21 protein-coding genes and 2 pseudogenes are annotated in these 25,396 nt (G+C 32.0%); 18 read left to right on the plus strand and 5 right to left on the minus strand.

Annotated features, from left to right (window positions below; genetic code table 11):
* Window positions 1-106 precede the first annotated feature (106 nt).
* Complete coding sequence (locus Mjas_RS04520) at window positions 107-1,666, plus strand: carbamoyltransferase C-terminal domain-containing protein (RefSeq protein ID WP_421077017.1); 1,560 nt, start codon at window positions 107-109, stop codon at window positions 1,664-1,666.
* On the opposite strand, the gene Mjas_RS04525 is transcribed toward Mjas_RS04520, so the two are convergent.
* Window positions 1,667-3,460 (minus strand): pentapeptide repeat-containing protein, encoded by a 1,794-nt coding sequence (locus tag Mjas_RS04525; RefSeq protein WP_421077018.1) that lies wholly within the window; start codon window positions 3,458-3,460, stop codon window positions 1,667-1,669.
* 31 nt (window positions 3,461-3,491) lie between these two features.
* Complete coding sequence (locus Mjas_RS04530) at window positions 3,492-4,157, minus strand: thymidylate synthase (protein WP_421077019.1); 666 nt, start codon at window positions 4,155-4,157, stop codon at window positions 3,492-3,494.
* Between the two features lie 106 nt (window positions 4,158-4,263).
* Here Mjas_RS04530 and Mjas_RS04535 point away from each other — a divergent pair, with 106 nt between their 5' ends.
* From Mjas_RS04535 to frhB, 6 genes are all read left to right on the plus strand, one after another.
* Window positions 4,264-5,448 carry an amidohydrolase family protein gene (locus Mjas_RS04535; RefSeq protein WP_421077020.1) on the plus strand — a complete coding sequence of 395 codons (1,185 nt, stop codon included), beginning with the start codon at window positions 4,264-4,266 and terminating at the stop codon, window positions 5,446-5,448.
* 85 nt (window positions 5,449-5,533) lie between these two features.
* The gene (locus Mjas_RS04540) at window positions 5,534-6,802 is read left to right on the plus strand and encodes an MBL fold metallo-hydrolase (RefSeq protein WP_421077021.1); all 1,269 of its coding nucleotides are present in this window, start codon (window positions 5,534-5,536) and stop codon (window positions 6,800-6,802) included.
* Window positions 6,803-6,998: 196 nt separating this feature from the next.
* Window positions 6,999-8,228: a coenzyme F420 hydrogenase subunit alpha gene (gene frhA / locus Mjas_RS04545; RefSeq protein ID WP_421077022.1), complete on the plus strand. Its 1,230-nt coding sequence runs from the start codon at window positions 6,999-7,001 to the stop codon at window positions 8,226-8,228.
* A 129-nt stretch (window positions 8,229-8,357) separates the two neighbouring features.
* Complete coding sequence (frhD, locus tag Mjas_RS04550) at window positions 8,358-8,891, plus strand: coenzyme F420-reducing hydrogenase, FrhD protein (protein ID WP_421078570.1); 534 nt, start codon at window positions 8,358-8,360, stop codon at window positions 8,889-8,891.
* A 42-nt stretch (window positions 8,892-8,933) separates the two neighbouring features.
* Window positions 8,934-9,620 carry a coenzyme F420 hydrogenase subunit gamma gene (frhG, locus tag Mjas_RS04555; protein WP_421077023.1) on the plus strand — a complete coding sequence of 229 codons (687 nt, stop codon included), beginning with the start codon at window positions 8,934-8,936 and terminating at the stop codon, window positions 9,618-9,620.
* 25 nt (window positions 9,621-9,645) lie between these two features.
* Entirely contained in the window at window positions 9,646-10,494 is an 849-nt protein-coding gene (frhB, locus tag Mjas_RS04560; protein WP_421077024.1) for a coenzyme F420 hydrogenase subunit beta, read from the plus strand.
* Window positions 10,495-10,556: 62 nt separating this feature from the next.
* On the opposite strand, the gene Mjas_RS04565 is transcribed toward frhB, so the two are convergent.
* A complete protein-coding gene (locus tag Mjas_RS04565) occupies window positions 10,557-11,009 on the minus strand; it encodes a universal stress protein (RefSeq protein WP_421077025.1) in 453 nt (150 codons plus the stop codon).
* A gap of 92 nt (window positions 11,010-11,101) precedes the next feature.
* On the minus strand, window positions 11,102-12,301 hold the full coding sequence (locus Mjas_RS04570; protein ID WP_421077026.1) for a bis-aminopropyl spermidine synthase family protein: 1,200 nt from the start codon (window positions 12,299-12,301) through the stop codon (window positions 11,102-11,104).
* Window positions 12,302-12,507: 206 nt separating this feature from the next.
* On the opposite strand from Mjas_RS04570, the gene Mjas_RS04575 reads away from it, so the two are divergent.
* The 3 genes from Mjas_RS04575 (at window position 12,508) to nrdD (ending at window position 17,141) form a co-directional block, all read left to right on the plus strand.
* The gene (locus Mjas_RS04575; protein ID WP_421077027.1) at window positions 12,508-13,455 is read left to right on the plus strand and encodes a nucleoside recognition domain-containing protein; all 948 of its coding nucleotides are present in this window, start codon (window positions 12,508-12,510) and stop codon (window positions 13,453-13,455) included.
* Between the two features lie 253 nt (window positions 13,456-13,708).
* Window positions 13,709-14,470, plus strand: a complete 762-nt coding sequence (locus Mjas_RS04580) for a sugar phosphate isomerase/epimerase family protein (protein WP_421077028.1) — start codon at window positions 13,709-13,711, stop codon at window positions 14,468-14,470.
* 364 nt (window positions 14,471-14,834) lie between these two features.
* A complete protein-coding gene (gene nrdD / locus Mjas_RS04585; RefSeq protein WP_421077029.1) occupies window positions 14,835-17,141 on the plus strand; it encodes an anaerobic ribonucleoside-triphosphate reductase in 2,307 nt (768 codons plus the stop codon).
* Between the two features lie 1,237 nt (window positions 17,142-18,378).
* On the opposite strand, the gene Mjas_RS04590 is transcribed toward nrdD, so the two are convergent.
* Window positions 18,379-19,941 carry a hypothetical protein gene (locus tag Mjas_RS04590; protein ID WP_421077030.1) on the minus strand — a complete coding sequence of 521 codons (1,563 nt, stop codon included), beginning with the start codon at window positions 19,939-19,941 and terminating at the stop codon, window positions 18,379-18,381.
* Between the two features lie 433 nt (window positions 19,942-20,374).
* Here Mjas_RS04590 and Mjas_RS04595 point away from each other — a divergent pair.
* The 8 genes and pseudogenes from Mjas_RS04595 to Mjas_RS04630 all read left to right on the plus strand — a co-directional run.
* Window positions 20,375-20,770 (plus strand): annotated as a pseudogene (locus Mjas_RS04595) (archaellin/type IV pilin N-terminal domain-containing protein); the annotation flags it as partial.
* Window positions 20,771-20,995: 225 nt separating this feature from the next.
* Window positions 20,996-21,361: pseudogene (locus Mjas_RS04600) on the plus strand (flagellin); the annotation flags it as partial.
* A 37-nt stretch (window positions 21,362-21,398) separates the two neighbouring features.
* Window positions 21,399-22,055: a flagellin gene (locus tag Mjas_RS04605; RefSeq protein WP_421078571.1), complete on the plus strand. Its 657-nt coding sequence runs from the start codon at window positions 21,399-21,401 to the stop codon at window positions 22,053-22,055.
* Between the two features lie 34 nt (window positions 22,056-22,089).
* Window positions 22,090-22,947: a flagellin gene (locus Mjas_RS04610; RefSeq protein ID WP_421077031.1), complete on the plus strand. Its 858-nt coding sequence runs from the start codon at window positions 22,090-22,092 to the stop codon at window positions 22,945-22,947.
* A 112-nt stretch (window positions 22,948-23,059) separates the two neighbouring features.
* Window positions 23,060-23,515, plus strand: coding sequence for a flagella accessory protein C (locus tag Mjas_RS04615; protein WP_421077032.1), 456 nt, complete (start codon window positions 23,060-23,062; stop codon window positions 23,513-23,515).
* A complete protein-coding gene (locus tag Mjas_RS04620) occupies window positions 23,508-24,509 on the plus strand; it encodes a FlaD/FlaE family flagellar protein (protein WP_421077033.1) in 1,002 nt (333 codons plus the stop codon). The genes Mjas_RS04615 and Mjas_RS04620 overlap by 8 nt, the downstream gene beginning before the upstream one ends.
* Window positions 24,510-24,539: 30 nt before the next feature.
* Window positions 24,540-24,944, plus strand: coding sequence for a FlaD/FlaE family flagellar protein (locus Mjas_RS04625; protein ID WP_421077034.1), 405 nt, complete (start codon window positions 24,540-24,542; stop codon window positions 24,942-24,944).
* Entirely contained in the window at window positions 24,934-25,341 is a 408-nt protein-coding gene (locus Mjas_RS04630) for a flagellar protein F (RefSeq protein WP_421077035.1), read from the plus strand. The genes Mjas_RS04625 and Mjas_RS04630 overlap by 11 nt, the downstream gene beginning before the upstream one ends.
* The last annotated feature ends 55 nt before the right edge of the window (window positions 25,342-25,396 follow it).

Here is a 25,396-nt window from a genome sequence, read left to right on the forward strand (position 1 = left end):
AATATATGATATTATCGGAGCTCCGCAGTATTCGAAATTTACTTTTTATAGATGATTATTTAAATATGGCATTTCAATATTTTTAAAAAATACTAACTGTGATTGTATGATATTAGGAATCCACGACGGACATAATGCAAGTGCCTGTTTGATAGATGGTAATAGCATAAAATATGCCATAAGCGAAGAAAGATTTACAAGAAAGAAAAATCAAAGAGGATTTCCAAACTATTCTGTAAATTATATTTTAAATGAGATAAATGATACAATAGACTTAATAACCGTAGGAGGCATGTTTAGAAAAGGAAATAGATTAAAAGCATTAAAAAGTTTTCAAAAAGAAATAAATGTTCCTATGGTTTATTTTAACCATCACCTATGCCATGCTTCATTATATAAATTATCGGATTTCAAGGAGTGTTTGGTAATTACAATAGATGGTGGGGGCGATTCCCTTTCTTCAACAGTATCAATAGGAAATAAAAAAGGTTTGGAAGTTATTGCTCAAAGTGATTTAATAGATTCTGTTGGTGATTTCTATGCATCTATTACGGAGGTTTTAGGATTCAAACCTATGGAAGATGAAGGAAAAGTAATGAGTTTGTCCAGTTATGACTGTGCAGATGAATCCCATATCGATTTAAAAGTTATTGATTATGATAGTAAAAGGAAATCCTTTGAGAATTATCTTGGTGTTGTTGGGTATGAAGCTACAAAGGCATTAAAAAGGATTTTTGATTTAAAAGATAAAAATATAGACTTTAAAAACAAAGTGTTAATTTCAAAATATGCTCAAAGAACTCTTGAAGATGTTGTTTTAAAAATGATAAAAGATTTTTCAGAAGAAACTGGTATAAATGATATAGTTTTTAGTGGTGGAGTAGCACAGAATGTGCGATTAAATAAAAAAATAGCGGAAAATTATAATTTATATGTTCCACCATTTATGGGGGATGAAGGGCTTTCTGTTGGTTCTGCATTGCTTTTTAATGATAAAAAGAACAAAAAAACCAAAAATAAAGATATAACCTTAAAAGATACATATTTAGGATATGAAATTAAAAATGAGAATGTAGAGCTCCTACTCAATAGCAACGATAATATTTGCAAAAATTATAAAATTACATATTTGGAAGAGGATGAGCTCCCTGAAATTATTGGAAATTTAGTAGTAAATAGTAAAATTGTCTGCATTTGTAGAGATAAAATGGAATTTGGACCTAGGGCATTGGGAAATAGAAGTATAATATCACTACCTAAACGGGAAAATGCAAAAAAGATTAATAGAATGTTAAAACGGGATGAATTTATGCCTTTTGCACCGACAATGCTTTATGAGCATATTGATGATTATTTAATTAATCCCATATACAGCCCGTTTATGACTATGCTGTTTGATGTGAAATCTGAAAATAAGGATAAAATAGATGGTGTTGTTCATGTGGATAATACTACCCGAGCTCAGACATTAAAGAGAGAATTTAATAAAACCTATTACGATATAATAAATTATGTTTATGAAAATATGGATATTCCCGCAGTTTTAAATACAAGTTTCAATTTACACGGCGAGCCAATTGTTTGCAATGAACAGGATGCTTTAAAATCCTTTAAGTCGGTTGGTGATGCCTTATTATTGGGAAATTGGTTAATTGAGAAGATTTAATTATTTTCTGCTCAATCTTCTTCTAAGTGCGATATAGAGATTACCTAATAAAATTAAAGATATTACTCTTATAAGCGGTTCCCAGTTTTTCATAAAGTGCTTATAATTATCAGTTCCTTCTATCATTGCATCATCAATTTTTAATTGAAAAAATGCTGTAATTGTATCCCTTATCAGCAATGGATATTTGGTATATAAATAATAACCATAATAAATTATCAATGCTGACCAAAATATTACTGGAACATATAATAATATAAAGTTTTTAATTTTACTATTCATGTTTAATTTAATTTTTTTATCCTTAACTATTTGATTTATGAGCCAATTTGAAAATAAAATTATGAAAGGTAGGAAAAACAAAAAACATTCATATTTATGACTAAAATGATAATTGTATGTTAATGCACCTAACGGAAGTAAAACAATGGCTAAACAGATACATAAAACTGATATTTCCACCGATTCCCCGCAATTTGATACTAAATTATAAAACCATATGGCTAATTTTTCAAAATTGTTTTTTGAATATTTCTTTTTAAACTCCATTTCCATTTTATAAAGATTTGATGCTTCTTCATAGGTCATGTTGTCTTCAACAGATATTCTTAAATTTCTATATTCTGCAAGGACTGAATTATAATTTATGTCCTCAATAAGTTCATTGAAATAGAAATAACCCCTATTTTTTAATATGTGATAATATGTTTTATTCTCATTTTCCGTTTTTTCATTATCCTTGCTTTCATCTGGTTTATTTTTATTATCCCTACTTTCTTTTAGTTTATTTTCAAAAAGCATATGGCTCAATATTTTTTCTTTTTTAATGTCGCATAATAACATTATTTCCCTAACATCCGTCATTAAAAAGGATGTTTTAGATAATTGAAAATTTTTTATTTTGGAATGTTTGTTTAAAAACTGAGCATTGTTAAATATCGCCAAACTATATTCAATTGTATTTGATATTAATTTTGCCCGTAGTTTATCTTGCCTTTTTACATAATATCGATTATTATACCATTCATATTTTTTAAATCTAATCCGTCCTTTTCTAAACTCTGCCATGCCTTTAAATGTGCAATCTACAAAAGATAATATACCAAAATAAATGTCTCTAAAATATGCAACATCTTCAAAAGTCGATTTATCAAATTCTAATTTACCACTTATTGTATTTTTAAAGTCCGCATCTTTTTCAAATATTGCGTGGTTAAACTCAGCATGTTTAAATATCGCACTACTAAAATCAGCTTTTCCTTTAAATATGGAATTCATAAAGTGAATCCTAAATCCAACCACTGAATTATTAAACTGAGCTTCTCCCTCGAATATTGAATATCTAAATTTGACACTACCTTTATCCCCAAATTTAGAAAGCCAAAATACAGCATCTTTTTTAAAAATCGAGTAGTCAAAATTTGCACCCTTTTCAAATGTTGAATTTGTGAAAAAAGCATTTCCACCAAATATTGTGCGAATATTTGGTTCTTCAAAATTTGTTGAATAACACATTTTAAATTCGCCTTTAAATTTAACTTTAACCATATATACATTTATATTAATTTTTATGATTATCTTATAGTCTTTCTTTTCAAGCGTAGCCCCTTTTAATTCTTCATCTTTAATATTTTTAATCCTTTCATAGATTTCCTTAATATCAATATTCCCCTCAACAACTGCATCATATATTTTAAATTCATCTCCGCTTTTTAAACATTCAATAAATTTTTCATAAAACTCTTCATCTTCTTCTTTTTTAGGATTATTGTATTTAATTATAGCTTTTCCCATAATCTCCCCTAAAATTATAAAAAAATAAAAATTATAAATATTTCAAATAATCATTAAAATATTTCTTTATATAATCCCTATCCCTATCCACATAAATATGCATACTTACCGCATGATGAACATAACCGCCATAATCAACGCCGACTTTTTCCGCTACCATTTCCCCCAAAGCTATTAAACCGATGGCATTTGCGTGATAAGCAACCATTAAATCGTTGCTTCTGAATAAAACGGTCTGATACAGTTTATTATCTCTTATAAGAAACTGCACAAATTGAAGACATGGAACGCTCCCCCTATCCTTTTTACTCACTTCAATATCTATATTTGGTTGCCATGTGATAGCCACACAACGCCTTGAATTTCGCTGTTCTTTTAATTTCTCAATAATAAAATCTATCTGGTTTATTTTGTCATCATTTAGGGGATATTCAAATAATCTACCGTGATAATCGTAGGAAAACACATTTTCAGAGCCATATAGCAAGTTATTAGTATATTGCTCAACTGCCTTTTTTCCAAGGGGATATTTAGGACTTATACTTTTCAATTTTGGATTTGTAATTTCTATTACTGTGTCTCGGAGCTCCCTACATTTTTGCCCATCTTCAGTGGTCATGTCTTCTCCGTCTTTTAATATCTTCTCAACTAAATACTCATAACTCGCCCTTACTGATGGTTTTTTAATACAAAGCATTTTATCACTATGGTTATTTTTTATATTTTTAATAACATTGGGTATTAATGTAATATATAGATTGTTTTATATAGATTGTTTTTAGTTTAGATTTTCGGGTGAGCTCATGAACACAATATATATAAAATCAAATTTTTTATATGGGAGTGAATTTGAATATAAAAAAGGTATTTTAGTAATCGAAGATGGGATAATAAAAGGATTCACAAAGGAAGATGTTAAAAACTATATAAAATACGATGGGATAATAATACCGCCCCTTATAAATGCTCACACCCATATCGGGGATAATATCATAAAAGACATGGGAATAAACAAAACTCTTGACGAGCTCGTGAAACCACCAAATGGATTGAAACATAAATTTTTAAATACCTGTGATGATAAAGATTTAATACATGGGATGTTGGATGGATTGCATGAGCTCCGTAATAATGGAATAAAATATTTCTGTGATTTCAGGGAAAACGGATTAAGGGGCATAAATCTTTTTAAAGAATCTTATGAATTGTTTAAAAAATCATTTGAACCCAATGAACCTAATAATCTTAACAATGATAGTATTGACCCAATAAAACCCATAATATTGGGAAGACCCACAAAATCCAACAATGAAGAATTAAAAAAGGAAATAATAAATATTTTAAAAAATTCCGATGGAATAGGATTGAGCGGATGTAATGAATATACTGACAAGGATTTAAAATTTATTAGAAGTCAGGATTATAAGATTTTTTCAATACATGCAAATGAGCATAAAGGTTCCGTTGATTACTCAAAGAAAACCTATGGAAAAACCGAAATAGAAAGGATAATTGATTTAAAGCTCAATCCAAACTTTATAATACATGCAACCCATGCAACATCTCATGAAGCGGAGCTCCTATATGAATACAGCATACCTGTTGTAGTCTGTCCAAGGGCAAACGCATCATTTAATGTGGGATTACCCGATATAACTAAACTTTTAAAAAATAATGTGCTTGTTGGGCTTGGAACAGACAATTTCATGGCGAACTCCCCATCTTTGTTTAAGGAAATGGATTTTATCTATAAATTATACCACATCGACCCAAAAGAGATATTGAAGTTTGCCACAATAAACAATGGTAAAATTTTGGGGCTCAAAGATGTTGGATTGATTGATGAAGGCTATAAAGCCACATTTACATTTATTAAAAAATCACCTTCAATAAAATACTCCAAGAATATCGTAGCATCAATTATAACACGATGTGAAAAAGGAGATATTGATACCAATTTCAGTGAAAAATTGCTAAAACTCATATAATATAGGTATTTCGATATTAATGTTCTAAATTAACAGTTTTAATTATATTAAAATATTAAAAAATTAAAATATATAAGATGATAATATGCCAATAATTAGATTTCACGGAGGATGTCATCAAATAGGAATGTCCTGTGTAGAGATAGATACGAAAAAATCAAAAATATTGCTGGACTGTGGAATGAATCCATCAGATAACAGCCTGCCAAATATAAATCCAACCGATATAGATGCAGTAGTGCTATCACACGCTCATTTGGACCATTGTGGTGCAGTTCCTTATTTTAATTTTAAAAAGATATACTGCACTGCACCAAGCATCGATTTGATGTATATCATCTGGAAGGATATAGCAAAACTTTCAAAGACCTATGGTGAAGAAGATATAAAACGAGCCATGGACGCCATTGAGACATTAAACTACCGAGAGGAGAAAAAAATAACAAGCGATATTTCTATAAAATTGCATGATGCTGGGCATATCCTTGGGAGCTCTTCAATATATTTAGATGTAGATGGAAAAAAAGTGTTATATACGGGAGATATTAACGAAATAGAAACTAAAACACTGCGTCCTGCGGATACTGATATTGATGAAATAGATACATTAATTATAGAATCAACCTATGGTTCTCCAATGGATGTAAAGCCAGCAAGAAAGGTTTTGGAAAAACAGCTTGTAGAGGAGATTTCAAAAACTATCGAAAAAGGGGGAAAGGTAATTATCCCCGTGTTTGCAGTGGGAAGAGCTCAGGAGATTATGGCCATAATAAGCAATTACATGAGAAGTGGATTATTGGAAACCGTCCCTGTTTATGTGGATGGTTCATTGATTCACGCCACTGGCGTATATTTGAGTTATTCAAAATGGTTAAATCCAAAGATAAGAAATGGTCTTGAAAACAGGATAAATCCATTTGGTGATGTGAAGAAAGCAAATAAGCAGGTATTTAATAAAAATGATTCCTGTATTATAATATCCACATCAGGAATGGTTCAAGGAGGTCCTGTTTTGCAATATTTAAAACTTTTAAAGGACCCAAGGAATAAGATTATATTAACAGGATATCAGGCAGAAGGCACATTGGGACGGCAACTTGAAGATGGAGCAAGGGAAATAAGTCCATTTAAAAACAAACTACCTATAAATGGAGAAGTTGTTAAAATAGAATTTTCCGCCCATGGAGATTATAATTCTTTGATAAGATATTTAAAAAAGATACCAAAACCAAAAAAAGTCTTTGTAATGCATGGAGAGAGGTATCAGGCACTATCCCTTGCTATGAATATATGGAAGAATTTCAAAATTCCCGCAATGGCACCAACAGTAGGAAGTGTATTGCCGTTGTTTTAAGCATTGCATTATATTTAATTTTCTTTTTTTTGGTTATCACTATTTTAATTATTTTTATTAATTAAATAATAATTGACTAACTTTTTTTAGGATTTAAAAAACTAAACACCCTTATTTGAATATTTAAAAAGATATTCCTTTATATAATGCCACTAAAAAAATATATTATAACTATTCCATTTTGGAGGTGACTCATGTGGCAGAAACAATAAAAATTACTCCAACCACAAGGCATGAAGGGCATGCTAAATTGATATTGGAAGTAGATGATGAAGGAATTGTAAGTAAAGCATATTATCCAAATACAACCCCAGTTAGGGGATTTGAAACAATGTTAAAAGGAAGACCTGCGAGTTTTGCACCTATTGCAGTTATGAGAATTTGCGGTATTTGTCAGGCAACACATGGTATAGCATCCTGTGAGGCAATTGAAAATGCAATTGACTGTGAAATACCAAAAGATGGTATGTTATTAAGGGAGCTCGTAGGTTTGGGAAATAGGATGCACTCCCATCCACTGCACCACCTACTAACTGCTGACGACTTTATAAAGCCTGATGAAACTGATTTAAGAACTGAGGCTATAAAACTCATTCAGAGAATGAGAAAAGTTGGACAATTAATAGTAGATGTTGTAGGGGGAGAGGGAATACATCCACCAAACATCGTAATAGGTGGTATGAGAACAAACATCTCTGAAAGGGCGAAATCAAAATTATACTATGCATGCAGACAGTATGAAAAAGATGCTCAAACAATGTATGAAATCTACACAGGATTAATCGAAAGATACCTTGAAGAAATAGGAATACCTGATTTAGGAGCTCATGAATTCCCATACATAGCATCCCACACAACCTATGGGGATAGGAATGCTATAAACTGGGATGATGTTGCAGAAGTTCCTGCTCAAAGATATTATACAAACGCAGAAGTTGCTCAAACCACAACGGTGCAAATACCATTCTATGCAGGAGTTCCAGCAGAGGGGGGACCAAGAGCAAGAATGATTAAGTTTGGAAATTTCAGAGAAGGCGGAAGTGCCATGGATATAAACATTGCAAGAGCTCAGGAAAACTTAGGGGCAGTTTATAGGGCATTGGATATTCTTGATGAATTAAATATCAATGGAAAAACAAAGGTAACTCCTGAATACAAAGACGGCTCAGGAATTGGAGTTCATGAAGCACCAAGGGCAATGAACACACATTATGCAGAAGTCGGAAAAGACGGAAAGATTAAATCTTACAATATCATAGCAGCATCAACATGGAACTTCCCAATAGTTGAAAAGGCAATTGAGAAATACCCACATCAATATGCGGAAGTCATAATGCGTGCCTATGATATATGAGCTTCATGTGCAACCCACGTCATCGTAAAAGATGACGAAACAAAAGAAGTAATTGAAGTAAGAAGAATTTAAATGGAATAAAGACGCTCAAAGGGAACCCATTGGGACCTGAGAGCAACCACTCATTATGTTAAAATGTTGGAAATTATTTTCAACAGAAAATTTGCGGTTGATTATATGGATTTAGAAATTGCCAAAAACATGGAAAATAGTGATGATACAATAGATACAATAGAATGTGATTTAACCTTATCTTACTTTAAGGAAATAATGGTTTTAGCCTGCGGAAATATTTTATTTGCAGATGATGGATTCAGCGTTCATGTTATTGAGAGGCTTCATGATATATTAACTGAGGAGGAAAAAGAACGAGTGTCTCTTATAGATGCTGGTGCAGGAGCTCCCCAGCAAGTTCTTTCATTGATGGATGAAACTTCAAAGACTAAAAAAATAATAGTAGTTGATATAATCGATTATGGTTTGAAGCCAGGGGAAATAAAAATACTTGAAAAGGAATATTTGCCAAATCCTGACCATACTAAATTGGATATTCACGACTGGCCACTTTCAAGAGCATTGAGGGAAGTGTGTGATAAATTTGATATTGAATTAAAAGTTGTAGGATGTCAGGCAAAATATGTTTCTGAACCTGAAGTGGTGCTTGAATTAAGCAAGGAAGTTGAGGAAGCAGTGGATAAGGCGGTGGAAATAATATTGAATGAGATAAGAAAGTAGGTAATATGAATAATTTTTTTAAAAAAATAAGGAGGAGAAATCATGGTAACTGTGGCACATGTGCAACTAAGTAGTTGCTGTGGGTGCTTAGTTTCATTGGCAGACACCTACGAAAAGCTTTTAGATGTTTTAGGTGCTATTGATTTAGTATATTGTCAGACCTTGGCTGATGCAAGGGAGATTCCTGAGGCAGATATTATTTTATTGGAAGGTTCCGTATGTTTAGATGACCATCATGCAATGGAAATAGCTCAGGAAGTTAGACAAAAAGGAAAAATTTTGGTTGCATTGGGAGCATGTGCGGCAACAGGTGGAGTCACAAGGTTTTGTAGAGGGGGGCAAATGTCAAAACCTGTTCATGGTTCGTTCTCATCACTAACAGAAGTTGTTAAATGTGATTTGGCAATTCCTGGATGCCCACCATCACCAGAATTGATAGTTAATGTAATTACAGCAGCATTAAATGGAGATATGGCTTATTTGGAACCATTTGCAGAATTTGCTCAGAACAACAAAGAAGCCTGTGGATGCGATGTAATTGTAAATGTGGTAAATAAATCCCTTTGCATGGGATGTGGCTCATGTGCTTCTGCATGTCCAACAAGGGCAATTGAGATGGTTGAAGGAAGACCAAATATATTGAATGAAGTATGTATAAAATGCGGTGCATGTTCATTCCAGTGCCCAAGAATTAGGCTTCCAGAACAGGTTAAGGAGTTAGAGGAATAAATAATAAAATCCTAGGGGTGATTAAATGGATGCTTTTGGAAAATATAAAACAGTAATATCTGCAAGAGCAGCAGATAAAAAAATATTGAAAAAATCCCAAGATGGAGGGATTGTATCTGCTGCATTTATCTATGGATTGGAGAACAACCTTTTAGATGGTGTAATAGTAGCAGATAAAGAAGATGAGTTTAAGGCAGTTCCTAAGGTTGCCACAACACCAGAAGAGGTTTTAAACGCTGCAGGAACAAAATATACCGTATGTTCAAATCTAAGTGTTTTGAAAAATGCTATCAGAGAATACGGCTGTGAAAAACTTGGAGTTGTAGGAACTCCTTGTCAGGTAATAGCTACAAGAAAAGCCATAAAATATCCAGTAGGATTTAGACACATGCCTGATAAAATTGCATTGATTGTGGGAATCTTCTGTATGGAAAACTTCCCATACAATGGTATGAAAACCATAGTTGAAGAACACTGCGGTGTGAAAATAGAAGATGTTGCTAAATTGGACATTGGAAAAGGTAAATTCTGGGTATATACGAAATGGGGAGAAACAAAATCCATCAAGTTAAAAGAAACCCATCCTTATGAACAAATAGCATGTCATGTATGCACCGACTATACAGCAGAATTGGCTGATATTTCAACAGGTTCAGTAGGTAGCCCTGATGGTTGGAGCTCTGTATTTGTAAGGACTGCAAAAGGAGAAGAATTTATTAACAAAATGATTGATGAAGGATATTTAGAAACCAAACCAATAGATGAAGGTAAATTTGGTTTAGGAATACTTGAAAAACTTGCATTACTTAAAAAAGATAAAAACGCAAAAGAAATCGAGCATAGGAAGGAAATAGGATTACCTGTTCCTTATTAATTAATATGTTAGTTTCTATTTTTTAAAACTGCCCTAAAAAAATAAGAAAATAAGAAATGGTTTTATTCTTCTTTTTCTTTTTCCATCATTTTTACAAGGAGCACCGGACAGTGAGCTCCTTTGCTAACTTTTTCAGCAACACTACCCAATAATAATTTATCAAGACCAGTTTTTCCAGTAGTCCCCATCACTATTAAATCTACCTTTTTTCTTTCGGCATAATCTACAATCTCTTTTGCAGGACTGCCTTCAAGAATTTCGGATTTTATATCAACCCCCATTTCTTTTGCTTTATCTTCTATTTTTTTAAGGGCTTCTTTACCTTCTTCCTCTAAAATCTCCTTCATACTTTCCCATAATCCTTCTGTTGGAAGTCCAATAAATGGAACAATATCCACAACATATACGGCATATACTCTGGAATTCATAGCCTTTGCTATTTCAAGAGCATGCTTTGCAGCTTCCATTGATACTTCTGAACTATCCGTTGGTATTAAGATTTTTTTATATATCATAATCACACCCGTTATTTTTGATTAATATAAATATTATTTTGGATAATGAGGTATATATTATTTATTAATTTATTATTTATTAGTCTTTAATTCTATTTCATTTTTTTTCTCTTAATCATTTTGAATTTTTTCCCGCCGCATTCACAGGTTAAATTTTCTATTCTAACGGTTTTACCATCAATTTCATAAGTTTTACCACAATTTAGGCATTTATAATACCTAATTGTTGGTTTTACCTCACCAGTGTATAACTTGCCTAAATCGATTTCGCCCTCTTCAAATTTTTTTAAGTTTTTCCCAATCAATCTGGCCAAAAATGTGGTATTTCCTATTATCTCAGAACCTTCATATGTGTTAAATCCTGGTATGAGCTCATATATAACAAACCCCATGCTGTTGATAATTCTTTGGAGCTCCAAATATTCATCTATCGGCTTGTGAGAAAATGCGAGGTATAATGCACCCCCTCCACCTTCTCCCAATCCTTCAACACCACGGGATAGGAACAATTTTAATCCTTCCAAGGTATATGGAGGGTCTGTAAAAATTGTATCAAATGCTCCCATATATTCGTTTTTTATCGAGTTTCTAAAATCATGTTTAACTGTTTTGATGTTTAAATCTTCCTTTTCTGAGATTTCATCTATCAAATTTAATAACCTATCGTCTATATCCATAACAACAACTTCATCGCATAAACCACTCATTGCCGTAGGTATGGATGTTAAGTCGTCATCTCCAACAAACAAAATCTTTTTTCCTTCTAAATCGCCCCTATCTGCCATAAACGCTGCTCGGTATGTGGCAGTTTCAGGGGTGGCAAAGGACTGGTCTATTGATGTATTTACAGTAGGTCTCATTTTTGCATACTTTTTATGCTTTTTAAGTATGTCTTCAAAGTATTCATTGAGAATTATGCCTTTCCCATTGCATATGGGGCATTTTAAATCATGATTTAATTTAAGTTTTAAATTTTTTTCAATGAGGTTTAGCCCCTCCTCTGAATATAGGGCTCCTCCTTTTTCCCTATATAATATTCTGTTTCTCTCTAAAATTGTCCTTACCTTTGCAATTATTGGCAGGGGCAATTTTGTATATTGGGCTATTTTTTTTGTTGAAATTGGCTGATTTCTATATATGCACCTTAATATATCTTCAACTGCTTTTTCTCCTTCTGCTATTTTTGCATCTTCCGCTATTTTTATTAAAAGAGATTTAAAATTAATCTTATCCGATAATTTTGATTCACTTATTTCTTTTGAGCCTTTTCCCATTTTTCCAATTACTTTCATAATACTACCTAATTATTTTATTTTTTATTATTTTTATTGTATATTCATTTTATGTTTTTACTGACTCATATATTATTGTATATTTTTGTTATAATATATATCTACATATACTTATATTATATGTTCAAGTATTTTATTTGATTAAATTAATGATTTATTAAATGATTTATTAATGCTGAATTATTACACTGTATTGGTGATATATTATGATATTGGATGTAAATATTGTTATGAGCTCAGCTAAAATAGCCTTACTATATACGATGAAAATATCCATTATTGTGTTAATTTCAATGTTTGTAATGAATTATATAATAAACACCGGCATAATGAAAAAATTTTCGGAGCTCATGGAACCTATTACAAGACATTTAAATATGAATCCCCTTTCAATATCTTCAATTTTAGTATGTTTTTTTAGCCCCACAGTTGGATATTCTATATTGGCAGAGGGATTAAAGGATAAAAAATTGAATGAAAGGGAAATAATCGGAACTTCTCTTGCAAATTCATTCCCATCTGTCCTGTCTCACACAATTACATTTTTTATACCTGTTGTTATTCCAATACTGGGGTTAACTGGATTATTATTTGTTTTAATTAGATTAGGCGTAGCATTTGCAAAGAGTATAATTGGGACTATATATTTGAGCATTATTTCAAAAAAAGCAGATTTTGAAGTGCCAGAAATTAATAAAATGGATAAAAAAGAAAATTTGGAAAAATCATTAAAAAGCACTTTAAGGTTTTCAAGAAGATTGATTCCAGTTATGCTTATTACTATGTTTTTGGTCATCTATTTGTCTAAAATTGGGGCTTTTGATTATCTAAATAATTTAGTCAGTCCAATAACAAATATTCTTGGTTTAAATCCAAATGTTGGATTAGTCTCATTAACTGAAATAATGAATGTTCAGGCAGCTATTGTAATGGCTGGGGGATTTCTAAACGAAAATATTTTAAGTTCAAAGGAGGTTTTGATAGGGCTTATTATTGGAAATGTATTGTCATTTTCAACAAGGTATGTTAAGCACTCCTTACCATTACATGTTTCCCTATTTGGAACAAAGCTTGGAACGAAAATTGTAATGATTAATGCTGCAATTACTCTATTACTGGATATTATGATAATTGGGGGATTGTTAATACTATAATTATGATATAAGTTTATTTTATGGAATATTCTATGTGATAGCATGAAATATTAATATTAAAAATAACAAATCGATGCAATCTAAATTGCATTTATTGTTATGCAAATCCATGTCCAACATTGGAGGGATATTTTTATATGGGGAATATAAATAATTCTAATGGTAAAGAAAAATTAATCTTATTTAAAATTAAATGTGATTATTGTTTTGCAAAAAAGTTTTTTAGGGATAGATACGATATTTTGGTGGAATAATGAAAATTGGCGTATCCAGTAGTATCTTTTTAGATTCAGATAAAAATTTGCGATATTCGTTGGAATTTTTAGAAAAAAAGGTTAGATATGTTGAGTTAGTTTGTGATGGTAATATAAATACCATGGGGAAAGAAAATATTGACATTCCCCAGTCCTATGATTTAAATTACACACTGCACTGTCCCTTAACTGATTTAAATCTATCTTCTTTTAGGGAAAAAATAAGAAATGCCAGTTTAGATTTTGTTAAGGATATTTTGAAAACTGCTGATAGAACTAATGCAAATTTGGCTGTTCTGCATCCTGGTTATTGTATTTTTAAATATGATTATAAAAAAGCATCAAATGCACTGATAAAATCTTTAAAAGATTTAAATGATATTCAAAATGAATATTCTATAAAAATAACCATTGAAAACATGCCGTCGTATAACATGTTTATGTTTAGAGAACCAATAGATGAAATTATGGATAATTTAGGAGATTTGGACATTACTTTTGATATCGGACATTCTTTTTTAAATAAAAATATTGATAAGTTTTTAGATGATGAATTAATTGAAAGAATATCGCACATCCATATTCATGATAATAATGGAGAGCTCGATGAGCATCTATGTATTGGAAAGGGCAAAATTGATTTTAAGAAGTATGGAGGTAAAATCAAAAAAATAAAGTGCATAAAAATGATTGAAATGCAGAACAAAAGCCTTGGTGATTTGGATTTGTGCATTGAACGATTAAAAAATTTATTAATTTAATATTTATTCCTTCAAATATATTATATCCCATTATTCGAATTTAAATTAAATTATATATTGAATTAGATAAAGTAAAAAATAATAAATAATGGGGGGCGTATATTTCACCAATATATTATTGAATAATTATTATCGTATGATTAATTATAGTTATTGTATGAATATGTATGATTGTATGGTTATCAATTAAATAATTTAACTAAATAATTTATTAGTTATATCCATTATATTTTAATATACAATTACGTACAATTGCTTCACGAAATTCGCACCTTTTGTAAAAAAATTGGGCGAAAAATGAACCGCAATCGTTATATGTATATGACTGTTTTTATGTTGTTGATAACATATTTCTGGTGATTAAATGATAAGTAGTAAAAAATATAGCAATTTTAAAATAGAAGTCATTAAAAAAGACGGGGCAAGGGAAAATTTCAATGTCAATAAACTGGTTAAATCTCTTTTAAATTCTGAGGTGGATTACGAGCATATAGATTCAATTATTAGTGTTGTTTGTGGCAAGATTTATGATAAAATTTCCACAGATGAAATAAAGCGTATTGTATGTGAGGTTCTTAAAGAAATAGATAATCAAAAAGGAACGAAATATGCAAAAAACTATCAGTTTAAAAATGTCTTAAAGGTCAGAACTTCAAAAAATGAATTTCAGCCATTTGATAAAAACAGTATAATAGCCACACTTGTGGATGAAACAGGTTTAGATAAAAAAACTGCTGAAAAAATCAGTAATGAGATTGAAAAGGAAATAAAAAAATTAAATTTAAAATATCTTACCGCACCAATGATAAGGGAGCTCGTAAATGCAAAACTAATTGAACATGGGTTGGAGGAGTTCAGACAAAAACACACAAGATTAGGAATCCCTATATATGACATTAAAAAACTCATAAATCAAGGAAGTAGAGAGAATGCAAATTTAATGCACAACCCAGAATCAATTCATAAGTGGGTGGCAGACGAAACAATGAAGCAGTATGCCCTATTGGAGGTATTTCCAAAACATATAGCCGATGCACACATGAAGGGAGACATACATTTGCATGATTTAGAATACGCTGCAATAAGGCCAGTTTGCTGTCAGCATGATTTAAGGAATTTCTTTATGCATGGTTTAAAGGTTGATGGGACAGGAAGGCACACAAGTGTTTCAAAGCCTGCAAAACATGCTGAGGTAGCAATACAGCATGCTGCTAAGGTTTTAAGTGCGGCACAATGTGAAATGAGTGGAGGACAATCCATAGATGAATTTAACATATGGCTTGCTCCATATATGAAAGGATTACCTTATGATAGGATAAAACAGCTTATGCAGATGTTTATTTACGAAATGAACCAAATGTATGTGGCCAGAGGAGGTCAGACAGTTTTCAGTAGCATAAATTTGGAATTGGAGGTTCCAGAGTTCTTAAAAGATAAACCAGCAGTGATTGCAGGAACAACAAGGGGAACTTATGGGGAATATGAAGAAGAGGCTAAGATGATATTGGAGGCATTGGTTGATGTAATGATGGAAGGTGATGCAGTTGGAAAGCCATTCTTATTCCCAAACTTCATCGTAAAATTAAGGGAGAAAGCGTTTAGCGATGAAAATAAAGAACTGATGATAAAACTCCACAAATTGAGCAGTAAATGGGGATTGCCATACTTTATAAATATGCTTCCAGACTGGCAGGCAAACAACACAAATGCCATGGGATGTAGAACCAGATTAAGCGGAGATTGGACCGGAGATACTGAAAACGATACCCTTAGAACTGGAAATATGCAGTGGTATACCCTTAACCTTCCAAGAATTGCCTATGAAGCAGGCGGGGATGACGACAAATTGTTTGAGATAATCGATGAAAAATTGGCAATACTTGTTGAAGCTCTAAATATAAAGCACAATACCACCATGAAAATACTTAATGATAGAATAATGCCTTTCATGACTCAGAAATTTGGCGATGAACAATATTATAGATACGACAGCACCACAAAGACCTTTGGATTTGTCGGATTAAATGAAATGTTAAAATTCCATTTGGGAGAGGAATTACACACGTCAAAAGATGCGGTGGTATTTGGGGAGAAGGTTATCCAGCATATTAGAAGTTATGCGGATAACTTGAAAAAAGAAACAGGTTTAAGATGGACAGTAACTCAAACACCAGCTGAGAGCACAGCAGGAAGATTTGCAAGACTGGATTACAAATACTACAAAGATGAAACAAAATCTGTGGTAAATGGTGATTTGACAGATGAGCTCACTCTATATTATACAAATTCATCACATGTTAAAGTTAATTCACCAACTACACTTGGTGAAAAAATAAGAATTGAGGAAAAATTCCACCCGTTGTGTAATGGTGGGCATATAGGACATTTCTGGAATGCTGAGGCTTATGCAGACCCTGAGGTTCTGATGGATATAACAAAGAAAATAGCAGAAAAATCCAACATTGGATTCTGGACTTACACGAAAAATCTTAGCATCTGTGAAAACTGTGGTAAGGGCATGGCAGGATTAAGGAACAACTGTAATCAGTGTGGGAGCTCCGATGTTCAAAAGTTCAGCAGAATCACAGGATATTTACAAAATGTTTCAAACTGGAATAGTGCAAAACAGCAGGAATTGATGGATAGGAAAAGTAATATTCCTAGAATTTAGGTTCCAAAACGAACGAAGTGAGTTTTGGACTTTTGATGCAACTTTTTTTTAAAAGTTGCGTGGGAAACAGCAGGAATTGATGGATAGGAAAAGTAATATTCCTAGAATTTAGGTTCCAAAACGAACGAAGTGAGTTTTGGACTTTTGATGCAACTTTTTTTTAAAAGTTGCGTGGGAAACAGCAGGAATTGATGGATAGGAAAAGTAATATTCCTAGAATTTAGGTTCCAAAACGAACGAAGTGAGTTTTGGACTTTTGATGCAACTTTTTTTTAAAAGTTGCGTGGGAAACAGCAGGAATTGATGGATAGGAAAAGTAATATTCCTAGAATTTAGGTTCCAAAACGAACGAAGTGAGTTTTGGACTTTTGATGCAACTTTTTTTTAAAAGTTGCGTGGGAAACAGCAGGAATTGATGGATAGGAAAAGTAATATTCCTAGAATTTAGGTTCCAAAACGAACGAAGTGAGTTTTGGACTTTTGATGCAACTTTTTTTTAAAAGTTGCGTGGGAAACAGCAGGAATTGATGGATAGGAAAAGTAATATTCCTAGAATTTAGGTTCCAAAACGAACGAAGTGAGTTTTGGACTTTTGATGCAACTTTTTTTTAAAAGTTGCGTGGGAAACAGCAGGAATTGATGGATAGGAAAAGTAATATTCCTAGAATTTAGGTTCCAAAACGAACGAAGTGAGTTTTGGACTTTTGATGCAACTTTTTTTTAAAAGTTGCGTGGGAAACAGCAGGAATTGATGGATAGGAAAAGTAATATTCCTAGAATTTAGGTTCCAAAACGAATGAATCGGGACTTAATTTTTTATAATTTTTTTATTTTACGATAAACCGCCGAGAAAGCCAACGATTTTAATCGTTATACAAAACATAGTTTTGTAAAATCTCTTATGAGATTGGATTAGAGGCGGACATTATAATTAGTCAGTAGTAAAACATAAATATTTGAAGTTTCATAGTGAATAATGCTACCAGTCCAAGTATCTATGGGTAGGGTTAGTAAAAACTCTACCGCTGGTAGTGGTTGGAAGTGCATAGCGTAGCCCTGAACCCATTAATGGGTAGGGGTAGTGGGCTTGGCCACCCTTGTAGGGTTAAACCCTGCTAAAATTAGACGAAATCACTTCATGATTTCGTTGCTCGCTTACTACCGTAAGCGAGAACCCCACGACTTCAGTCGTGGGAGTAGGTCAGAGATCAAGTTTTTTAACATGTATATTATTGAATTATTTTTGTTGTCTATCTCTCAGTATATCTTCAATAAGAGATTTTATCATAATTTCATGGGATAATTTATACACTTCCGCTTCATTTTTATTATATATTTCAACAATATTCAATAATTCATTGGATAATGGAGTTTCCATGCAGGAGTCCTTAGGTAGAATATATACTTTTTTACCATCTTCTAGTTCAACTTCAACGCACTCTGATTTCAAAGCTACAATTACAGGGGGTCCGTCATATCCTTCTATTTTTATTTCAGGTCTTTTAATACCATCTACATTACTATTTTGGATAAATTCTTTCTTTTTTTCATCAATTAGACTTAATATATCAAGTATGTTCATGTTTTTATTGTGGTTGGATGGATTTAATTTTTTGATTTCAGCATATAATCCATCTAATAGTTCGGATGGATAATATTCTATAACTTCTTTTAGAAAACGCATATTATTTGCATCATTTAGGTTGCGCACCGCATTTAAAATCACATTTAATACTTTTTTATCGATATATCGACCTTTTATTAATGCCAATGTAGCTTCATGACATAGCTCGGAATTGTTTAATTTTTCTTTAACTAAATCTAAACACTTTGTAAGATATTTTTGATTATATAGTCCCAAGTTTCCAATAATTCTCATGGCATTTTTAACAACCCAATTATCATTATCATTTAGTAGATGGCAGATTTTGTCTGAAATGAGTATTGCAGACGGATTAACCATTGATAAATTATGAAGTAAATACATTGCTGATTTTTTGACATCATCATTGTTTAGGAGCTCATCCAGTTTTAAACCTTCAAACTTTTTAGGCTCTAAATAACATAATCTTCCCAATGACAGTAAAGAATATGACTTTAACATATCGTCATTTGAATTTAGATTATTTATTAAAGGACCTATTGAGTCTTTAAAGTATTCTGTATTTTTTTTGCTTAGTTTCCATATTGCATATGCACAATATTTTCGGAGCTCTAAACTTCCATTTAGATTTTTTATAATGTTGTATGCAATTTCTTTATTGAGGTTTATGTCTTCAATGTTCCCCAATATTTTAAGAACGTTGATTTTTATAACGTCGCTATCATCATCAAGAAATTTTAATATCTCATTTAAATAGTTTTTTACGATATTTGGCTGCACTTCACTTATGTTTTTAATAATTTCGACTAGTAGATATTTGTTTGTTATTTTTTTTATGGTATAATCTATTAATTTTGATTTATTTTTACACTGCGGGTTTAAAGTAATTTTTGTAATTGAATATGCTGCTGAGCACACCACCCCAGGATTAGGATCTTCCAATTTGCACAGAATATTTTTGATATAATTTTTCACCATGTCGAATTTTATAAATCCGATATTTCCAATAATATCCAAGGTATTTTTCCTAATTCTCCAATCTTTATCATCTAATAATACAATTATATCTGGCATGATTTCTTTGAGAATTTGTGGATTTGATATTGAAATTAATGATAGAGAGTTGAGTAATGATAATTTTACTTTGAAATCTCCACCAATGACTGCTGCTTTAAATTTTGATATTGAATGGTGCATAGTTAGATCCGTAAGAAAATTAGAATTTTGGCTGATCGGATGTTCAAATCGTTCCTGGTCGTTAAGTAATTTTTTCATCATAATGCCGCCCACTTAACTTTTTAAATTATAATTTTTAAAACTTTATCCCTTTAAAAAATAATGCACTCAATAATATATTAATATTAAAGGGTATGTCAATTTACAGGTTTTTATGTAGGTATGTCTTAATTTAAAAAACTTTATTTTACCTACACAAAGAGCTGCAAAACCGCATGCAGTAAAGGATACAAAAAAAGCTTTTATTTAATGAAATAAACATAATATAGTGAAATAATTAAAATGAGGTGAGAGCAAAATATCCATACTATCGATATGGAATATCGAAATCAGAATTGATTGCCAAGAGCCTGCGACAATGAAATGACAAATACAGGAGGGAGATATTATGAAAATAAAAGTACTTGAATTTTTAAAGAACAAAAAAGGTGCCATGGGAATTGGAACTTTAATAATATTCATTGCTATGGTATTAGTTGCAGCAGTTGCAGCAAGCGTATTGATTAATACAAGTGGATTCTTACAACAAAAAGCATCATCCACAGGTAAAGAAAGTACAGAACAAGTTGCTAGTGGATTGTTGTGCAGTGGAGTAAGCGGACATATTTTTAAATACGACAATAAATACTACGATTTAGATAAAATGGTAATGTATATATCACCAAACGCTGGAAGTGCTCCAATTGACTTAAAACAGGCTAAATTATTCTTAACATACGATGGTCAAAGCGTAGTATTGAAGTATGGAGGTAAAATATCTGCTACGGATGGAAGCCAGGATGTATTCAATTTAAAACATGATATTGTATTTAACACATCAGACTACAGTGGAATAACTGCTACATTAATAGACAACGGTGTAGATAGTAAATATATTGTATTAGAGGCTAGTGATAATAAATCAATAGCATTATTGAAAAGTTTGTGGAATGGTGAAGCTATAACTAAGTTAGAGTATAATGATGGTTCTTCCACAACAACAGCGACTGCTCCTTCTGTTAATTCAACAGGTGTTTATGACGCAGATGCTGGAACCTATACTGTAACTATAACAACAGGTACTGCATCAACAGGTACTGCATCATCAACACCATTAACCTGGGTATATATTAGTGACGATGATGCTATCTGGGGAGGAGCAAACGACAAACAGTTCTTAGTAGCTCCATTACAAGACAACGACGGTTCAGTAACAAGTGCTGGAGTTATCAACAAAGGAGATATAGTAGCTATATTGGTAAATTCACAGGCAGCATTTAATGCAGAAATTCCTGAAAGACAAGCTATATCAGGTAAGTTGCAGCCAGAGTTCGGAGCTCCTGCGGTTGTTGATTTCACAACACCAGTTGCATACACCAAAGAAGTTATGGAATTACAATAATTACCTAAATACCTTTTAGGAGGGAGATATTATGAAAATAAAAATACTTGAATTCTTAAAGAACAAAAAAGGTGCCATGGGAATTGGAACTTTAATAGTATTCATTGCTATGGTATTAGTTGCAGCAGTTGCAGCAAGCGTATTAATTAACACAAGTGGATTCTTACAACAAAAAGCGTCAGCCACAGGTAAGCAAAGCACAGAACAAGTAGCTAGTGGTATACAGGTATTACAAGTTATGGGTATGCATAACACATCCAACATAAATAAAACTGTAATATATATTTCACCAAACGCTGGAAGTGCTCCAATTGATTTGAGTCAGGCTGTTGTTATGGTAAGTGATGGTTCTACAAAATTGGTTGCAAAATACAACATATCAAATGCAAATACCACAGATACTCAAATCAAAGATGGAGGTTCAGTATTTGATAGTGGAGTATGGGGTAATATCTCATCAACAGAATTTGGTATTATAGTAGTTCAAGATGCAGATGGTTCATGCACTGCTAAAACACCAGTTATCAACAAGGGAGATATTGTAGCAATAGCATTAAATACCACAGGATTAAAAATGGGTCCAAGGTCAGATATAACAGGTACAATACAGCCAGAGTTCGGAGCTCCTGGTGTGATATCATTCACAACCCCTGCAACATACATAAATGGTTCAAGAGTAATACAGCTTCAATAAATTATTAAATTCTCTATTTTTTTGAGGTGAATTTATGTTGGAATTCCTTAAAAATAAAAGGGGTGCTATTGGTATTGGGACCTTAATTATATTTATTGCCCTAGTATTAGTTGCAGCAGTTGCAGCAGCGGTAATTATAAACACAGCTGGAAAATTACAACACAAAGCATCTACTGTTGGTCAGGAAAGCACTAAACAAGTAGCAAGTGGTATTCAGGTTATCAAAGTTGCAGGATATGCAGATGTTAATTCTACGGATTCTTTTATAGTTATAAACACAACATCCAATGAGACCATAATAAACAACTCTGCATATCGGAATACAGTGGATAGCTCCCAGTATGGGTATATAAAAGGTATGGCCATATTTGTAGGGCCAAATATTGGCGATGATATAGATTTAACATCTACAATAATTACCGTGTCAAATGAAGATAAAAAGGTATCATTGGTATACTCCGGCATTATCAAACATGCTGATACAAATGGTACTGAGGATATATTCAAGGGATTGGTTCTTGAAGGGGCTAACGATTCAGTTAATACCACTGTGGTAAATACCACTGAAGGAGAACATGTTAATGGAAGCTATATTGTAATCAGAAATTCAAATGAAATTACCGTAGGAAAGGATGGATGGGTATTAAACAACGTGCCTAAATTTGGAATAATCGTTTTACAGGATTCTGATAAATCTACATACGGAGCTCACCCTACGGTTAACTATGGGGATAAAGTTGTACTTACAGTAAATACTGGTGCCATATTTAATCCTGGCGTGGCTACAAGAGATGTAATATCTGGGGAGGTAATCCCAGAATATGGTGCATCAGGAATAATCGAGTTTAGAACACCATCAGTATTTGGTGGTAAAGTAGTAGCTCTTCAATAATGGGTGAAAAAATGCCAAACATATCTGAAATAATTGACGAAATAAAAAAAAAATAGCATTTGGTAAAAATAAAGGAGGAGGTAGTGAAGCGGAAGGTCTTGATGATGAATTCATGCTTGATGAAGATGACATGCCTGAATCAGGGGATGAATTAGCTGCTGCAAATGAGGAACTTCTTGCTAAAATTGGAGAGCTTGAATCAAGATTTCCAAAAATAGAAATGATGATTACAAATCTAAGGAAGGAAAATGAAACTCTAAGAGATAATATCAATAAAATAAATGAGAACTTTCAAGACATAATGGCACTCTACGAAGTGGTCTCAAATCAAGTAAATCCATTTATAGGGATTTCAAAAATTACTGCAACCAGCATGGAAAAAATGGAAAGATTAGAATATGAAGCAAACGCCCTTAGAAAAAAAGTTGATGAGTTACAAAGGGATGTCGTAATTCTTGCGGACATATATCTAAAACAGCACGATATCGATTTAGATGGTGTCATCAATGATATACTTGCAGAAGAAGAAATCTCCAAAGTAATATCAGGAGAGGATTCAAATGGTTAGTGAAACAGAATTGTATTCTTCCACAATGGAAGATTATTTAACTGAGGATGAATTGGAGGAATATCTAGAGAATTTAAAAACTAAAATTCCTTCATTTATTGTTGAGCTGTTAAAAAATAATTTGAAAAACAGAAAATTAACAAAAAACCAATTAGATAGGATAGTGAATAGGGTCACTGACCTTTATTTGGGTAAAAAACCAGAGGATAAAAAAGCAGAAGAATTAACCGCTAAAATCAATGATTTGAGTAATAAATTGGATGCACTGATGAAAGTTGCGGCAATATCTTCCGCAACAAAGGTATCTGAGGATATTAAAAGAGAATTATCTAGTTTAGAAGAAGATGAAAAGGTGGAGTCGGATAAACCGGAAGGTTTAGTAGAAATCAATGAAAATGCAGACAATGCAGACATAATGGAAGAAGAAAAGGAAGAAAGCGAAGTAATTACAGAAGAGTTGGATGTGGAAGAACACAAACCTGAAGAATTGAAAACCCTGGAGAAGAAAATCGAGAAAAAAGAGGAAGAACCTATTGTGGATGAAATAGAAACTGAAAATTCAAAAAATGTTCCGATTATTGAAGAGGAGGTCATTGATATGCCAACCGATTTAACAGGAGTGCATGATAAAAAGTATAATCTTGAAGAATTACCTGAGGATACCCTATCCACTATGTTAGTCTTTAAATGGCTTGAATTTTTAATAAGTAGAGTTGGATTGAGTAATTTAATTGATATTTTAGATTATTATTATAATTTGGGGTGGATATCTGAAAAGGTAGTTAATAGATTGATAAAAATATCAAAAAATATGAAATATCTCAATGAAGAATTCAGGAAGCCCATGGATAAGATGATATCAGAGGACCATATAGTTTCCTTACTTTATATTGAAAAATTAGCAGGTAGGCCAATACCTGTGGATGAATTAGAAAGTATGGATAGGGAAATAAACAGAATAAGGAAATGGGCAGAAGAATTGCAAAGTATATAAATTATTAAGACATTGCAAGGAGGGATTATTATGGATACATCAACATTATCTTCAATACTGTTTGAAGCACATAAACCAGCCAAATTGGAAAAAATTCCAGAAGATCCAATGTCAATAATATTCACTTTCAAATGGTTGGAATATTTGTCAGAAAGAGTAGGTTATTCAAATATTGCTAATACATTGGAATTCTATTATAATTTAGGCTGGTTATCTGATAAGGCAGTATTGGATTTATTAAAATACCTGAAAGGAATCAAACCAGGAGCAGAAATAGACGAACCTTCTGGCAATCTTACAATTGCTGACCACCTGGTTTCATTATTATTTATAGAAAGATTAAATGGTAAAAAAATTTCCAGTGAAGTGCTTGATAGGATAGAATGGGAAATAAGGAGAATAAAAAAGGGGGTTGAACAATACTATGGGGTTTAGTTCAACTGCTGGTTTGATAATTATATTATCAACAGTATTGGTTTGTTCTATATACATATATAGTTCAGTGGATTTAAATACTGTTAAGATAAATAACGCATATTCTGAGTATATAAATCATTTAAACAATAAAGCAAATGAAAAATTGACAATAGTATCTGCTGTAAATTCAAGCGATACCATAAATATAACACTTTTAAATAATGGCTCATTGACTCATGAACCCCATAAATGGACAGTAATGTATAATGGCACACCAAAAAACTTTGAAGTTAATCCGGATGTGACGTATTTAACTCCACTGAATAATATCACAATTATTATAAATGCCACTGCTCCAGCAAGAATATGTGTGGTTTCGGAGTATGGGAATAAGTATTATTGTAATTTAAATTAGGTTACTACAAAATTATAAATTATAATAAGAATACTTTTAACCTTTTTATGTTTGT

The organism is Methanothermococcus jasoni (assembly GCF_049075655.1).
GTDB lineage: Archaea > AGJL01 > Methanococci > Methanococcales > Methanococcaceae > Methanofervidicoccus.